Origin of the sequence: Arthrobacter sp. NPDC097144 (assembly GCF_044762205.1) — a bacterium.
GTDB lineage: Bacteria > Actinomycetota > Actinomycetes > Actinomycetales > Micrococcaceae > Arthrobacter_B.
Window position 1 is genome coordinate 81,051 of sequence record NZ_JBIWDW010000002.1, and the last position, 15,217, is coordinate 96,267.

14 protein-coding genes are annotated in these 15,217 nt (G+C 66.6%); 6 read left to right on the top strand and 8 right to left on the bottom strand.

What is annotated here, in order from left to right; translation table 11 throughout:
- Positions 1 to 130: 130 nt before the first annotated feature.
- The 6 genes from ACIQXM_RS03970 to ACIQXM_RS03995 all read left to right on the top strand — a co-directional run bounded on the left by ACIQXM_RS03970 (position 131) and on the right by ACIQXM_RS03995 (position 5,728).
- The gene (locus ACIQXM_RS03970; RefSeq protein WP_400927956.1) at positions 131 to 490 is read left to right on the top strand and encodes a YraN family protein; all 360 of its coding nucleotides are present in this window, start codon (positions 131 to 133) and stop codon (positions 488 to 490) included.
- Positions 487 to 2,037, top strand: a complete 1,551-nt coding sequence (locus ACIQXM_RS03975; protein WP_400927959.1) for a YifB family Mg chelatase-like AAA ATPase — start codon at positions 487 to 489, stop codon at positions 2,035 to 2,037. The genes ACIQXM_RS03970 and ACIQXM_RS03975 overlap by 4 nt, the downstream gene beginning before the upstream one ends.
- Entirely contained in the window at positions 2,034 to 3,242 is a 1,209-nt protein-coding gene (gene dprA, locus ACIQXM_RS03980) for a DNA-processing protein DprA (RefSeq protein ID WP_400927962.1), read from the top strand. Before ACIQXM_RS03975 ends, dprA begins: the two co-directional genes overlap by 4 nt.
- 121 nt (positions 3,243 to 3,363) lie before the next feature.
- The gene (locus tag ACIQXM_RS03985; RefSeq protein WP_400927964.1) at positions 3,364 to 3,885 is read left to right on the top strand and encodes a methylated-DNA--[protein]-cysteine S-methyltransferase; all 522 of its coding nucleotides are present in this window, start codon (positions 3,364 to 3,366) and stop codon (positions 3,883 to 3,885) included.
- A gap of 115 nt (positions 3,886 to 4,000) precedes the next feature.
- Positions 4,001 to 4,930 carry a tyrosine recombinase XerC gene (locus tag ACIQXM_RS03990; RefSeq protein WP_400929493.1) on the top strand — a complete coding sequence of 310 codons (930 nt, stop codon included), beginning with the start codon at positions 4,001 to 4,003 and terminating at the stop codon, positions 4,928 to 4,930.
- 294 nt (positions 4,931 to 5,224) lie between these two features.
- Positions 5,225 to 5,728: a DUF3145 domain-containing protein gene (locus ACIQXM_RS03995; protein WP_400927967.1), complete on the top strand. Its 504-nt coding sequence runs from the start codon at positions 5,225 to 5,227 to the stop codon at positions 5,726 to 5,728.
- A gap of 104 nt (positions 5,729 to 5,832) precedes the next feature.
- Here the strand turns inward: ACIQXM_RS03995 and fabF are convergent, their stop codons facing one another.
- The 8 genes from fabF to ACIQXM_RS04035 all read right to left on the bottom strand — a co-directional run bounded on the left by fabF (position 5,833) and on the right by ACIQXM_RS04035 (position 15,089).
- Positions 5,833 to 7,068, bottom strand: coding sequence for a beta-ketoacyl-ACP synthase II (fabF, locus tag ACIQXM_RS04000; protein WP_400927970.1), 1,236 nt, complete (start codon positions 7,066 to 7,068; stop codon positions 5,833 to 5,835).
- Between the two features lie 89 nt (positions 7,069 to 7,157).
- Positions 7,158 to 7,403, bottom strand: coding sequence for an acyl carrier protein (locus tag ACIQXM_RS04005; protein ID WP_104053860.1), 246 nt, complete (start codon positions 7,401 to 7,403; stop codon positions 7,158 to 7,160).
- Positions 7,404 to 7,488: 85 nt separating this feature from the next.
- Positions 7,489 to 8,553, bottom strand: a complete 1,065-nt coding sequence (locus ACIQXM_RS04010; RefSeq protein WP_400927973.1) for a beta-ketoacyl-ACP synthase III — start codon at positions 8,551 to 8,553, stop codon at positions 7,489 to 7,491.
- On the bottom strand, positions 8,550 to 9,521 hold the full coding sequence (locus ACIQXM_RS04015) for an ACP S-malonyltransferase (RefSeq protein WP_400927976.1): 972 nt from the start codon (positions 9,519 to 9,521) through the stop codon (positions 8,550 to 8,552). Before ACIQXM_RS04015 ends, ACIQXM_RS04010 begins: the two co-directional genes overlap by 4 nt.
- Before the next feature lie 108 nt (positions 9,522 to 9,629).
- Positions 9,630 to 10,823, bottom strand: a complete 1,194-nt coding sequence (locus tag ACIQXM_RS04020; protein ID WP_400929495.1) for a PucR family transcriptional regulator — start codon at positions 10,821 to 10,823, stop codon at positions 9,630 to 9,632.
- A gap of 120 nt (positions 10,824 to 10,943) precedes the next feature.
- Entirely contained in the window at positions 10,944 to 12,455 is a 1,512-nt protein-coding gene (locus ACIQXM_RS04025; protein ID WP_400927979.1) for a carboxyl transferase domain-containing protein, read from the bottom strand.
- Positions 12,452 to 13,675 carry a CaiB/BaiF CoA transferase family protein gene (locus ACIQXM_RS04030; protein ID WP_400927982.1) on the bottom strand — a complete coding sequence of 408 codons (1,224 nt, stop codon included), beginning with the start codon at positions 13,673 to 13,675 and terminating at the stop codon, positions 12,452 to 12,454. The genes ACIQXM_RS04025 and ACIQXM_RS04030 overlap by 4 nt, the downstream gene beginning before the upstream one ends.
- Positions 13,676 to 13,727: 52 nt before the next feature.
- Positions 13,728 to 15,089 (bottom strand): SLC13 family permease, encoded by a 1,362-nt coding sequence (locus ACIQXM_RS04035; RefSeq protein WP_400927985.1) that lies wholly within the window; start codon positions 15,087 to 15,089, stop codon positions 13,728 to 13,730.
- Between the last annotated feature and the right edge of the window lie 128 nt (positions 15,090 to 15,217).

Below are 15,217 nucleotides of genomic sequence, written 5' to 3' on the forward strand. Positions count from 1 at the left end.
TCCACCGGTTCCTAGCCAACGGTGCCTGTGTCCTCCACAGGACGGCAGCGGCACCGGGCAGGAGCGGCGCGTCCCCACATAGCCTGCGCCCAGGGTCCCGGTCGGCTCTGTCTTCAGCGACTGTGGCCGTATGAGAGCCAAAGACACCCTGGGCCGGCACGGTGAGCAGCTGGCCGCCGCGTATCTGGCGACAGCCGGAATTGAAGTGATAGACCGCAACTGGCGGTGCCCTGACGGGGAAATAGATCTGGTGGGCATTGACCACGGCACGCTGGTGATCGTGGAGGTGAAAACACGGTCCTCCCTCGACTATGGCCATCCCCTTGAGGCCATCACCGCGGAGAAGCTCGCCCGGCTGTACCTGCTGGCCGGCAAATGGCGGAAAGCGCAGGGACGGCAATATGCCTCGTTTCGTGTGGACGCCGTTTCGATTGTGGACAACGGTGCGGGTAACCCGGTGATCGAACACCTGAGGGAAGTGGCGCTGTGACGCTGGGGCGAACCTACGGGGTGGGGCTCATGGGATTGGACGGCCGCATGGTGGAGGTTGAAGCGGACATCGGGCAGTCGTTGCCCTCATTTGTCCTTTTGGGGCTGCCGGACGCATCCCTGAACGAGGCCAAGGACCGGGTCCGGTCAGCAGCTAAGAACTCGGGCCTGCCGCTGAGCCGCCGCAGGATTACCGTGAACCTGATGCCGGCGGATGTCCACAAGCGGGGCTCCGGGTTCGACCTGGCCATTGTGATGGCAGCCCTTGCCGCTTCGGGAGACATCAGGTGCAGCGGCCGCCGCGTATTCATCGCAGAGCTGGGACTGGACGGCAGGCTTCGGCCGGTGCGCGGGATCCTGCCCGCGGTCATGGCAGCTGTGGACGCGGGGTATCCGGAGATCACCGTTGCCGAAGCGAACGCCGCTGAAGCCTCCCTTGTTCCGGGCGCCGCGGTCAACGGCTTCGGATCGCTCGCAGAAGTGGCTGCCTTCCTCGGTGCGGATCCGGACCGGCTGCTGTTCCCTCCGCAGGACCCGGGAGAGGATTCGTACGCCGCTGACGATGAGCCGCCTGCGGTGCTGGTCCCCGCCCGGGACATGGCTGATGTCGCCGGGCAGTCGGAGGCTCGGTTTGCCGTGGAAGTGGCCGCTGCCGGCGCCCATCACCTGCTGATGACAGGGCCGCCCGGTGCGGGAAAGACGATGCTTGCGGAGCGCCTTCCCGGGCTGCTGCCCGGCCTTTCCGACGCACACGCCATGGAAGTCACGGCAATCCATTCCCTGGTCTGGGGCGGCGGTCCGTGCTCCCAGCTGCTGCGGCGTCCGCCCTTCGAGAGTCCGCACCACACAGCGTCCTCGGCAGCCATCATCGGGGGCGGCTCGGGCATCGCCCGTCCGGGGGCAGCTTCCCGGGCCCACCGCGGCGTGCTCTTCCTCGATGAAGCACCCGAATATGACCGGCGGGTCCTGGATGCCCTGCGCCAGCCGCTGGAAAGCGGAAAAGTTGATCTGCACCGGGCCGCAGGAACCGCCTCCTATCCGGCCCGGTTCCAGCTTGTCCTGGCAGCCAACCCCTGCCCCTGCGGACTGGCCTCGGGGAAGGGAATTGACTGCACCTGCACTGCCCAGCAGCGCCGGCGCTACTTCGGCAGGCTTTCCGGGCCGCTTCTGGACCGCGTGGATTTGCAGCTGACCGTACAGCGGGTTTCCCTGCGGGAACTGGCAGGTGACGGCACGGCGGAACCAAGCGCGGATATCGCCGGACGGGTGGCGGAAGCGCGCAGGGTCCAGCACCAACGGTTGAAGAAGTGGGGGTATGAGGCCAACGCGGAGGTGGCAGGAAACGTGCTGCGGGGCCCCCTGCGCCCGGCACCGCGGGCCACCGCCTCACTTGACCGTGCCATGGAGCGGCAAACGTTGACGGCCCGGGGATATGACCGGGTGCTCCGGGTCGCCTGGAGCATTGCCGACCTCACGGGCCATACGACACCGGACGCAGATGACGTGGGGCAGGCACTGGGATTCCGGCAGCAGGGGGCAGCAGCGTGAACAGCCCCCGGTTGGACCAACTGCTGACCCGGGCCGCCCTGTCCCGGGTGTTTGAACCTTCGGACAACGTGGGCCTGGCACTCGTAGCGGCCGCCGGACCGGTGGATGCCCTTCGGGTGGCCACTGGCAGGGTCCGTGCCGGTGCAGACCTGTCCCGGGAGGTAACCGAAGTGTTGGCCGCTTTCGGTATTCCCGCCTCCGGCAACAGTGTCGCCTCTGCCCTGGAGCGCTGGGCGCCGAGGGTGCAGGATCTGTCACCCGAGCGTGATCTCGCCACGGTTCAACGGCTGGGGGGAGAGCTGCTGATCCCCGAGGACCCCCGCTGGCCGGAGGCGCTGCGCGGACTGGAGCTGGGAATGCCTCTGTGCCTGTGGACCCGGGGGAACCTCAGCCGAGGCATCCCGGAACTTCGCCGGACGGCCGCTGTGGTCGGCTCCCGCGACAGCACGGGGTACGGAGCTTCAGCGGCCGGTGACATTGCAGCAGGCCTCGTGACCCGGGGATGGACGGTGGTGTCCGGCGGGGCATACGGCATAGATGCCCAGGCCCACCGTGCGGCGCTGGCGACCGGCGGCGTCGAACAGATTCCCACTATCGCCGTGATGGCCGGCGGTGTTGACCGCTATTATCCGGCCGGGAACGAGGACCTGCTTCGCGAAGTGGCCCGCTGTGGTCTGCTCCTGTCCGAAGTTCCGCCCGGTTCTTCGCCCACGCGCTGGAGGTTTCTGCAGCGCAACCGGATCATCGCGGCCCTAGGTGCCGTGACGGTTGTCGTTGAAGCGCGCTGGCGGTCGGGGGCATTGAATACTGCGCATCATGCTGCGGCGCTGGGGCGCGAGGTGGGAGCGGTTCCCGGATCGGTATATTCGGCCAACTCGGCAGGCTGCCACCGTCTGCTGCGGGACGGCAGCGCCGTGTGCGTGACGGATGCAGCCGAAGTTATTGAACTGGGCAGCCCCATAGACGCAGCAGATGGGGCTGCGGGGACTGCTCATGAAGGCCCCCGGGCGGTCCATGACGGCCTGACGATCGAAGACATGCTTCTCCTCGACGCCCTTCCGCTGCGTACCGGATCACCCGTGGAAAAGCTCGCCTCTGTTGCCGGGCTTTCGGTTTCCTCCGTCCGGGCGGGCCTGGCCCGCCTGGAGCTGGAAGATCTCGCGGCCCGGGACGGACAGGGCAAGTGGCGTAGGAGCCGCACATGAGCGGCAGCCGGGGCGGTGCGGCAGGTTGCTGCAGAAGCCCGCCGGAGCCGTCCGCTTCCCCTCCCGTACCCCGTCCGCCCCATAGCCCCTTCCGCGTTTTACCCCACAGTTAGGAACCACCGTGCGTATACATAAAAGTGTCGTTACACCCTTGGGAATCTTCACACTCGCCTCTGAGGAGGGAGCCCTGTGCGCAGTTTTCCCCGGGGTGCCGGATCCCGCTGCTGACCACGGGCTGGGCCGTATCGTGGAAGACGGTTTTGAAGAGGCCGAGCTTCAACTCAGCCAGTATTTTGCCGGTCGCCGCTGCTGCTTCGAACTGGATCTGGAGACCAAAGGGACCCCGTTCCAGCGCAGGGTGTGGGCCGAGGTATCCGCCATCCCTTACGGCCAGACCTGCAGTTACAAGGAGCTGGCGATCCGGTTGGGAGACGCTGCCAAGGCGCGCAGCGTGGGGGCCGCCCTTTCGCGGAACCCTTTGAACATTGTCATTCCCACGCACCGCGTGGTTGGATCACGCGGCTCACTCACCGGCTATTCCGCCGGCATCGACTCGAAACGGTTCCTGCTGGAACACGAGGGCTCAGAAAGCACTGCCGCACTGCGCGTTCAGTGTGCCGCCGCTGCCGGTGTGCCTGCTTGAGGACGAGGAATGAAACGAGGACAGTAAAGGGGTGAGACCCTCAAATATTGATCAAGCAGTGAACGCCGGCGTCGATTCAGGCAAACCCCGGCAGCCGGCGGCAGACGCGGGGTCCGTGGCCGCAGTCCCGGCGTGGCCAAGCGAATTCAGCAAGGCACTGCGGGGCTTCAGCCGCTACCTGTCCAGCGAACGGGGACGCTCGGATCACACGGTTCGGGCATACGAGGGTGACATTGCCCAGTTGCTTAACCATGCGCTGGCCGGGGGAGTGCGCACGCTGGGCGGGATCGACCTGGGGGTCCTGCGCGGCTGGCTGGGTGAACTCAGCGCCGCCGGCCTGGCCCGGTCCACTCTGGCCCGGCGCGCGGCTACCGCCCGCAGCTTCACTGGCTGGGCTCTGCGGGAGGAACTCATCAGCACCGACCCGGCGCTGCGGCTTCGTGCGCCGAAGAGGGATAAGACGCTGCCGTCGGTGCTCCGGGCAGGGCAGGTGGGGGAGCTTTTCGAAGCGCTCACAGAAGCTGCGGCTGAGGGTGACCCGTTGGCGGTCCGAAACCGGGCCCTGGTGGAACTCCTGTATGCCACCGGCGTCCGGGTAGGGGAGCTTACGGGACTGGATATTGATGACCTGAATTCGGAGCGCAGGACCCTGACCGTGATCGGCAAGGGGAACAAGGAACGGACCGTTCCTTACGGGCAGCCCGCGGCGGTGGCAGTCGACGACTGGCTGCGCCGCGGCCGGCCGGCCCTGGCCACCGCCGACAGCGGCCCGGCGCTGTTCCTGGGCCAGCGGGGCAGGCGGGTGGACCAGCGGCAGGTGCGGTCGGTGGTTTCCGGGCTCTTCGAGGCGCTGGGTGACACCGGGGCAACGGGCCCGCACGCACTGCGGCATTCGGCGGCAACCCATCTGCTGGACGGAGGGGCGGATCTTCGGGCCGTCCAGGAAATCCTGGGCCATTCCTCGCTGGCTACCACCCAGCTGTACACGCACGTGTCGGTGGACCGGCTCAAGGCAAGCTACCAGCAGGCCCATCCCCGGGCCTGAAGCGGACAAGGCCGGCGGCAGCGGACCCACTCCGTTGCCGGACTTCCCGAAAGGGGGATCACGGCTTATCAGGTGCGGGCACCGGAGGGCATAGGTGATGCCCACAGATATATTGGCGCTATTAGTTAACTTGCGGCACAATAAGGCTAAGTCTGTACCGGATGAGAGTCTCAAGAGAACTGGAACATATCAGCCGAGAAAATTAAGCGCAGTTCGTAAAGTCAGCAAAGCAGAAGCATTTCGCTCGGGTAGCAGGTCGTTGGGGAAGACGTACCTATACCCATGGAGGATGGAATGTCTGTTGTGATGGCTCATGGCGTGTTGTTCATACACTCCGCCCCTTCTGCGTTGTGCCCCCATATCGAGTGGGCCATTGGATCCGTCGTGGAAAAGCGAACGGATCTAAAGTGGACCCCTCAGCCGGCTGCCCCGGGAATGCTGCGCACCGAACTGGAATGGACCGGTGCCCAGGGCACCGGCTCGCTGCTGGCCTCCGCGCTGCGCGGCTGGGCGCACCTGCGCTATGAAGTCACTGAGAACCAGAGCGCCGGCGCTGACGGCAGCCGATGGTGCCACACGCCCGAACTGGGAATCTTCCACGCCACCACCGATGTGCACGGCAACATCATGGTGTCGGAAGACCGCATCCGCTACGCCTATGAGAACGGTGCCGGGGATCCCTCAGCGGTGTATCACGAGCTTTCCCTCGCCCTGGGCGAGGCGTGGGATGACGAATTGGAGCCGTTCAGGCACGCAGCTGACGGCGCAAATGTGCGCTGGCTGCACCAAGTGGGCTGACCGCCGTATTCAAACGGTCCACTCAGCAAAAACAAGAAAAGCCGCGGCAGTTTCCGGAAGGAAACCGCCGCGGCTTTTTGCCGGGCTGTTGAAAACGCCGGGTATTAGTAGCTGCGCAGTGCGATGACTGCGTTGTGCCCGCCGAATCCAAACGAATTGCTCAGGACCACAATGTCGCCGCCGGGAAGGGACCGGGCGGACGTGACAACGTCGAGCGGGATTTCCGGATCCTGATTGTCCAGGTTGATGGTGGCCGGAGCCTGGCGGTCGAAGACGGCCATGGCGGTCATGACCGCCTCCACGGCGCCGGAGGCACCGAGCAGGTGGCCGGTCTGGGACTTGGTGGCTGATACGGCCACGTTGTCCACATGGGATCCCAGGGCAGACTTCAGGGCGGTGTATTCCGGCTTGTCACCCACGGGAGTGGAGGTGGCATGGGCATTGACATGCACCACGTCCTCCGCCTGTGCGCGGGCATCGTACAGGGCCGCCTTCAGGGCGCGGGTGGCGCCCAGGCCCTCGGGATCGGGGGCTGTGATGTGGTAGGCGTCAGCGGTGACTGCCGTGCCGGCCAGCTCGGCGTAGATGCGGGCGCCGCGGGCCAGCGCGTGCTCTTCGGCTTCCAGCACCAGGGCGCCGGCACCTTCACCCATGACAAAACCGTCGCGGTCCTTGTCGTAGGGGCGTGAGGCGCGCTCGGGGTCATCGTTGCGCTTGGACAGCGCCTGCATGGAGGCGAAGGCAGCAAGCGGCATCGGATGGATGGCTGCTTCGGCACCGCCGCAAACGACGACGTCGGCCTTGCCGGAGCGGATCAGCTCCAGGCCCTGGTGCAGGGCCTCCGTGCCGGAGGCGCAGGCGGAAACAGGGGTGTGGGCGCCGGCGCGGGCGCCCAGATCCAAGCTGACGGCGGCGGCGGGGCCGTTGGGCATCAGCATGGGAACGGTCATGGGCAGAACGCGGCGGGGGCCCTTTTCACGCAGGGTGTCCCAGGCGTCCAGCAGGGTCCAGACGCCGCCGATTCCGGTGGCAAAGGAAACGGCCAGGCGGTCGTGGTCAACGTCCTCGATGCCGGAGTCGGCCCAGGCTTCGCGGGCGGACACCACCGCAAACTGGGTGGACGGATCCATGCGCTTGGCCTCGACGCGGGACAGGACCTCGGTGGCGGGAGTGGAGACCCGGGCAGCGAAGGTCACGGGGAGGCTGTACTGGGCTACCCAATCGTCTTCGAGGGTTCGGGCGCCGGCGACACCTTTGAGCGCGTTCTTCCACATGGTGGGGACATCTCCGCCGATGGGCGTAGTGGCACCCAGGCCGGTGATGACTACTTTGCGGGCCATGATTCACTCTCTCGAAAGACGTTGGTGGTGCTGGAAATACATGCGCTGACTCGGCGGCCGCCGCCGGGGAGGCAGCGGCCGCCGGCGGATTACGCCTGAGCTTTGGAAATGAAGTCCACGGCGTCGCCGACGGTCTTCAGGTTCTTGACCTCTTCGTCCGGAATGCGCACGCCGAACTTCTCTTCGGCATTGACGACGATCGTCATCATGGAGATGGAGTCGATGTCCAGGTCGTCGGTGAAGGACTTGTCCAGCTCGACGGATTCGGGGGCCAGACCCGTCTCTTCGTTGACGATCTCGGCGAGGCCGGCCAGGATTTCTTCGTTGCTAGCCATGGTGGCTCCTTTTTTCTCGTGGTACCGGCATAAACCGGCGTGGATGGTCCAACCGCATAGCGGTGTGGTGTGTGGGGCGGACAGGTTACGGAAGAACGATAACCTGCGCGCCGAAGACGAGGCCCGCGCCGAAGCCGATCTGGAGGGACAGCTTGCCGCTGAGCTCCGGGTTTTCGGAAAGCAGGCGGTGCGTTGCCAGCGGGATCGAGGCTGCCGAGGTGTTGCCGGCATCGGCGATGTCGCGGGCGATGATCACGGATTCCGGCAGTTTCAGCTGCTTGGCCATTTCATCGATGATGCGCATGTTGGCCTGGTGCGGGACAAAGGCGCCGAGGTCCTCTGCGGTGACGCCGGCGGCGTCGAGGGCGCGCTGGGCAACCTTCGCCATTTCCCAGACGGCCCAGCGGAACACACTCTGGCCGTCCTGGCGCAGGGTGGGCCACAGCTTGGTGTCACGCTCGGCGACCTCGGCCACGCTCACAGTCTCGCCTTCAGCTTCCGCGGCCAGGGACAGCTCGCGGATGTCAAGCATGGAGTGGGTCATGCCGATGGTGCTGGACTTGCTGCCGTCGGAGCCCCAGACGGACGGGCCGATGCCTGCAGAATCGGACGGACCGATAACGACGGCGCCGGCTCCGTCACCGAGCAGGAAGGAGATGGTGCGCTCCGTGTTGTCGATGAAGTCGGAGAGCTTCTCCACACCGATGACCAGCACATACTCGGCCGCGCCGGAGCGCACCAGGGCGTCCCCCTGGGCAACGCCGTAGCAGTAGCCGGCACAGGCGGCGGATACGTCATAGGCCGGGGCGGGGGCGGCGCCGAGCAGATGCGCGATTTCGGCGGCCGCTGACGGGGTGGCAAACGGGTGGGTCACCGTGGAAACGATGACGGCGCCAAGCTGGGAGCCGTCGATTCCGGCGCTCTGCAGGGCTTCGCGTCCGGCGGCTTCGGCCATGTCGACAACCGAGGTTCCCTTGTCCGCGCGGTGCCGGGTGATGATTCCGGTCCGCTGGCGGATCCATTCATCGGAGGAATCGATCCACTGGCACACGTCTTCGTTGCTGACGATGACGTCGGGACGGAATGCGCCAATGCCGTGAATACGGCTGAACTCGTGGACGGGGGACTGCTTCAGGGTGGGCGTGCTCACGCGTTACCTTCTCCGGTGGTGGTTGCTGCTGTTGCTGCGGCGGACGCGGGGGAGTGTTCGGCAATGAACTCCCGGGCGGCGTCGAGATCTTCGGGGGACTTCAGGGCCAGCGTCGGCAGGCCCTTGAGGCCGCGGCGGGCCAGTCCGGTGAGCGTACCTGCCGGCGGCAGTTCCAGCATGCCGGTCACGCCCATGGCCGCCATGGATTCCATGCACAGGTCCCAGCGCACCGGCCGGGAAACCTGGCTGATCAGGCTGTCCAGGTTGGCTTCGCCGGAAACGACGGCGGCGCCGTCGTAGTTGGAGAGCAGCGTCGGCCGGGGCGCGGCGGGACGCAGCTGCGGGCGGAGGCTCTCCAGGACGCTGACGGCGGGCGCCATGTGCGTGGTGTGGAAAGCGCCGGCAACCTTCAGCGGGATGACGCGGGCCTTGGCCGGCGGAGCGGCGGCAAGAGCGGCGAGCTGGTCCAGGGTGCCGGCGGCGACGGTCTGCCCGCCTCCGTTGGCGTTGGCGGCGGTGAGGCCGTTGGCTGCCAGCACGGCGGCCACTTCCTCGGGGTCCCCGCCCAGGACGGCGCTCATGCCGGTGGGTGTCTCGGCGGCAGCGCGTGCCATGGCATTGGCGCGTTCGCGGACAAAGATGAGGGCGTCGGGTTCGGTGAGTGCGCCGGCCAGGGCCGAGGCGGTGATCTCACCGACGGAGTGCCCGGCCACAACGGTGGATGCCGTGAGCGCCTGCGGGTCCACCAGCAGGCGCGCAGCCATCAGTCCCGCAGCGACGATCAGCGGCTGGGCCACGGCGGTGTCCTTGATGGTCTCCTCATCGGAGACCGTGCCGTGGGCGATCAGGTCCAGGCCTGCAATGGCGCTGAGCGATTCGAGGTGTTCCCGGACTCCGGGCAGTTCAAGCCACGGAGAAAGGAAACCTGGCGTTTGGGACCCCTGGCCGGGGCAGACAATTGCGAGCACTTATCAAGCTTTCCAAAGAGAGGGGCGGTTACCGGGTGTTTGCGTGAACCAAGCTCCCGGTGAGGCGTTGTAGGAAGTCTACAAGGCCAATGAAGCGATGCAACTCAATTACGGACGGGGTGCGGGACGTTCCGGGACGGTTTTTCCGGGCGGCGAGAGCCGGCCGACCACCAGGGCGGTTTGCAGCACGAAGGCCTCCCGCGGGAGCATCGGATCCCAGCCGGTGACGTCGCAGACACGCCGCAGCCGGTACCGGACCGTGTTGGCATGCACAAACAGTTCACGCGCCGTGGCCTCCAGTGAATGGCCCAGGGACAGGTAAGCCGAGAGTGTTTCCGCCAGGCCGTTGGAAGCGCCCAGCAGCGGCCGGTAAATGCTGCGCACCAGGGCTTTCCGGGCGCTGTCGTCTCCGGACATGACCCGCTCGGGCCACAGGTCGTCGGCGGCGACCGGGCGCGGTGCGGCCGGCCAGGCGCGGGCTGCGGTGAGCCCCGCGAAGGCGGCCTGGGCTGACGGTCCGGCGTCCACCAGGGAGTCCGCCCGGGGCCCGTACACCACCGGTCCCGGCCCAAAAAGCTCGGCCAGGCGGGTGTAGGAGCCGGCGCTGTCATCCATGCCGCCGAGCACCAGGATGAGGCGTTCGCCCTGGATTCCCACCAGGGCGTCCTCACTCAGCCGTGCAGTGGCGCGGCGCAGCTCGTTGACGAAGGAGGCATTGGTGTCCGACGGCGAGCTTCCCACCATCACGGTGATCGGCGCCGTGGAAGTCCAGCCCACCGCTGCAATGCGGGAGCGCAGGGCGTCGGAACTCTCACCGCGCAGGATGGCGTCCACCACCAGGGCTTCGAGCCGCGTGTCCCAGGAACCGCGTGTTTCGGCAGCCCGGGCGTACACATCCGCGGCAGCAAAAGCCACTTCGCGGGAGTAGCGCAGCACGGCCTCACGCAGGGGACCCTGGACGTTGTCCTCGGCCAGCTCCGGCACGAGGTCCTCGACCACCTGGACCACCACCCGGATCAGCTGCAGTGCCTTCTGCAGGCTGATGGACCGGGTCAGTTCGGTGGGGGCGGTGCCGAAAACGTCGCTGAGCACCCAGGCGGGGGAGGCCGGGCGCTCGTACCAGTTGACGAAGGAGGCGATGCCCTTCTGTGCCACCATGCCCAGGGCTGAGCGTTCGTCAGGCCGGAGCCCGCGGTACCAGGGCAGCGAAAGGTTCAGCTGCTTCAGGGTGGCGGTGGAGAGTTTCCCGATGTTGTCTTTGAGCCGCTCCACTGTGGAGGGATCCGCCGGGACGGCACGCATCCCGTGTCGAGACGCGGCTGTGCTGCGAGTCACTGGCATAAAGCAGAGCTTACGGCGTTCGTCGGACATCCACCATTTTGTGCGAAGGCTACAACCCGGGGTATGGGACGGACGTTCGAATCATCCCGCCGAACCCAGTCTGCGGAACCGTGCAGTGCGCTGCGCAAGACGCTCGGCCGGAGGACTTTGACGCAGGGAGAAGAGTTCATATTCCACTGCTGCGGCCATTCTCCGGCAAAAAGCAGGGGCTTCGGCGGCCGCGTCGGGCTCCTCGGGAACAATATGGTCCACGATTCCGTGGGCCGCCAGTGCGGCCACCGTCACCCCCTGCGCCTCGGCCATTTCAGCTCCGTGGTCAGTGTCGCGGTACACAATCGCGCTGGCACCCTCCGGCGGAAGTGAGGAAAGCCATGCGTGCTGTGCACCCACGGTCCGGTCTGCCGGGAGCAGGGCCAGTGCCCCGCCGCCGGCGCCTTGGCCCAGGAGGACCGACACGGTGGGACAGTCCAGGCCCACCAGGTCATTGAGGCAGCGGGCGATTTCTCCGGCCAGTCCGCCTTCCTCGGCTTCCTTGGACAAGGCCGCCCCGGCAGTGTCGATCACTGTCAGCAGGGGAAGGTTCAGTTCCTCGGCCAGCCGCATTCCGCGGCGGGCTTCCCGCAGGGAGGCCGGGCCCAGGGCCGGCCGGTGGGAACCGCGCTGCCGGTCCTGGCCCAGCACCACGCATGATGTCTGCCCGAACCTGGCCAGGGCAAGGAGGAGTCCCGGGTCCTTTTCGCCCTGTCCGGTTCCGTTCAGCGGCAGCACGTCCCGGGCGCCGAAATGCAGCAGCTGGCGCACCCCCGGACGCTGCGGATTGCGCGAGACCGTAATGGACTCCCACGCCGGCACCGCTGCCGGAGCACTTCCCAGGGACGCCGGTGCGGGCACGGGAGCGGCCTGTTCCGGAAGGAGCATGGACAGCGCACGGTGCACGGTTTCCGCCAGTTCTTCCGGCGGGAGGACGGCATCGACTAAACCCCGGGCCTGGAGGTTCTCCGCTGTCTGGACGCCCTCGGGGAACGGTTCGCCGTACAGGGACTCGTAGACGCGGGGACCGAGGAAGCCCAGGAGTGCTCCGGGTTCTGCCACGGTGATGTGTCCCAGCGAACCCCAGGAGGCCATCACGCCGCCGGTGGTGGGGTGGCGCAGATACACCAGGTACGGCAGTCCCGCTTCCTTGTGCCGCCGCACCGCCGCCGTGATCTTGACCATGGACAGGAACGCCAGCGTTCCCTCCTGCATCCGGGTTCCGCCTGATGCGGGGCCGGCCAGGAGGGGCAGGCCTTCGCGGGTGGCCCGTTCGACGGCGTCGGTCAGGCGGTCGGCGGCAGCCACTCCAATGGAGCCGCCGAGGAAACCAAATTCACAGACCACCAGGGCAACGCGCCTGCCCTGTACCCGGCCTTCGCCGGTCAGGACGGACTCGTCCTCTCCGGTTTTCTCCCGGGCGCGGGCCAGGTCTGCCTCGTACGCTTCGCTGTGGTCGGTGTACGCCACGGGTGAATCCCAGGAGATGAAGGAGCCCGGATCCACCACCAGCTCCAAGAGCCCGCGGGCGTTGAGCCGCCGCGGCCGTGCCTGCACGCTCATGGCTTGCCGGCATCCGCGCCGGCCGGTTCGGCGCTGTCCTCGAGCCAGCTCCGAATCTCGCTGCCGTGCTGGTTCAGCAGCGGCGGAGCCACATGTGAGCGGTTGGTGGTTTCGGCGCCGTCGGCAGCATCGAAGAACCGCAGCGGCGGACCCGGCAGGGCCACCTTGCCCAAAACGGGGTGCTCCACATCCACCACCAGTCCCTGGGAGTGGACCTGTTCCCATTCATACACTTCATCCAGCGTGCGCACCTCTCCGGCGGGGATGCCGGCGGCCCGCAGCTTCTCCAGGAGGGGTTCGGCTTCGAAGTCCGCGAAGGCTTCCTCCACGGCCGCTATGACGGCCTCGCGGTTGCGCACCCGCTGGGCATTGCCGGCGAATTCCGGCCGGGAGGTGTCGATGCCAAACGTGGCGGCGAACGTCTCCCAGAGCTTTTCGCTGCCCACGCTGATTTGGACCTTGCCGCCCCGGCAGGAAAACAGGCCGTAGGGAGCAATCGACGGGTGATGGTTGCCCTGTGCGGCAGGAACCTCGCCGGCAACGGTGTGCCGGGTTCCCTGGAATGCGTGAACGCCGACGACGGCGGCGAGCAGCGACGTGCGGACCACCTGGCCCTTGCCGGTGCGTTCGCGTTCCAGCAGCGCCGCCAGCAAACCGAAGGCACCGTACATCCCGGACAGCAGATCCGCGATCGGCACCCCCACCCGCTGCGGGTCCTCCGGACCCGAACCGGTGAGGGACATCAGCCCGGCCTCGCCCTGGACAATCTGGTCATAGCCGCTGCGGGTCGCCTCAGGGCCGTCGTGGCCAAACCCGCTGATGGAGAGGATGACAAGCCGGGGGTTGATGTCGTGCAGCTGTGCCGGCGAGAAACCGAGCCGGTCCAGCACCCCCGGGCGGAAATTCTCCACCAGGACGTCTGCACGCCGGACCAGATCCCGGAGCACGGCGGTGCCGTCCGCGGACTTAAGATCCAGGCTGATGGATTCCTTGTTGCGGTTGCAGGAAAGGAAATAGGTGGCCTGCTGGTCATCTTCCGGGCCCACGAACGGCGGTCCCCAGCTGCGGGTGTCATCTCCCGTGCCCGGCGTCTCTACTTTGATAACCCGGGCTCCGAGGTCCGCAAGCATCATGCCGGCGTGGGGTCCGGCCAGAGCACGGCTCAGATCAACAACGAGGTAGCCCTCCAGCGGGCCGCGGGGGGTTGGTGATGTGGTCATGGGAGGGGTCCTTTTGTTCGGGGGATGGAGCTGGCTGCGCTGGCGGTCCGGCTTAGAGCCAGCCGGGAACCACCATGATGAGCCAGGCCACCAGTGGTCCTGCGACGACGACAATTCCGCTGTAGCTGAGGATCTGCTTATAGAAACGGTCCTTGTCCATGCCCTCCGGGGCATTGGCCAGGACCAGCGCTCCGTTGGTGGAGAAGGGGGAGACGTCCACGATCGTGGCGGATACGGCGAGGGCGCAGATGAGGCCGACGGCGCCGATCTCACCGGAGGCAAGGAACGGAACGGCAAGCGGGATCAGGGCGGCAAGGATGGCCGTGGAGGAAGCAAAGGCGGAAACTACGGCGCCGATGTAGCAGATGAGCAGGGCAGCCAGCAGCGGCATTCCCAGTCCCACCACGGCGTCGGACACGTATTCCACGGTGCCCGCTTCCTGGAGGACGCCCACAAAGGTGAGCATGCCGCAGATGAGCAGCACCGTGGTCCAGCTGATTTTATTGATGGCGCCCTTCTGGGCCTGCGGCGAAACGAGCGCCAGGATCATCGCGATGGTGATGGAGACAAATCCCACGTCAACCTTGAAGCCGAGGGCGATAACTGCCAGCGCAATCAGCCCTGCGATTGTCACGACCTGCGGAAACAGTTCGGCGCGGGTCTTGGTGGCCGTGAGGCCGTCTCCGGCCGGGTCGCGAGGCCCGTAAATGTCCGAACCGAATCCCTTGAAGGCCACGTCGGTGCGGCCCGCGGCGCTGGCGTTCATCCGGGCCTGGGCAACCTCTTCCACGAAGCCGCCCACCTTGCCGCTGCGAAGCTTGCTGCCGCCCAGGACGAAGAACAGGATCAGGGCGATGAAGGTATTGAAGAGCAGGCTCGCCAGGAATACGGCCAGGGGGCTCGACTCCAGCTCGGTTTCGCCGATGATGCCGTTGACCGTGACGCCGTAGACGGCGATGGGCGAGAATCCGCCGGCCTGCGCGCCGTGGATTACCATCATGCCCATCATCAGCGGGTTGATTTTGTGCTTTGCCGCAAACCCCAGGGCGATCGGGGCCACGATGGCAACGGCGGCCGGCGACAGGGCGCCGACGGCGGTGATGATGGCCGTGATGGTGAACATGATCCACGGAATCAGTGCCACCCGGTTGCCCACCATGCGGACGGCGCCGCGGACCAGCAGGTCTATGGTGCCGTTGTTTTGTGCGATGGCGAACAGATAGGTGACGCCGACAATTGTGAGGAACAGGCCTCCGGGGAAGTTGGCGAGGATTTCGTCGGTGCTCATGCCCAGGAACACGAAGCCCAGCAGGAAGGCGCCCACGAAAGCCAGCGCCCCCATGTTCAGCGGAAGGACGGTGGCCAGCAGGAACATGGCCACCAGGATGAGGATGGAGAGGATTGGAGCGGACATATTGTTCCTAGGTTTGTTGGTCTCGGCGCTTATCCCGACGGCGGCCAAAAGGTAAGTGACGTGGGCCACACCGGCACTGGACTAGCCTCTTAGACTCTGGGCCTCTTTGTCAATCCCGGATAGACTCT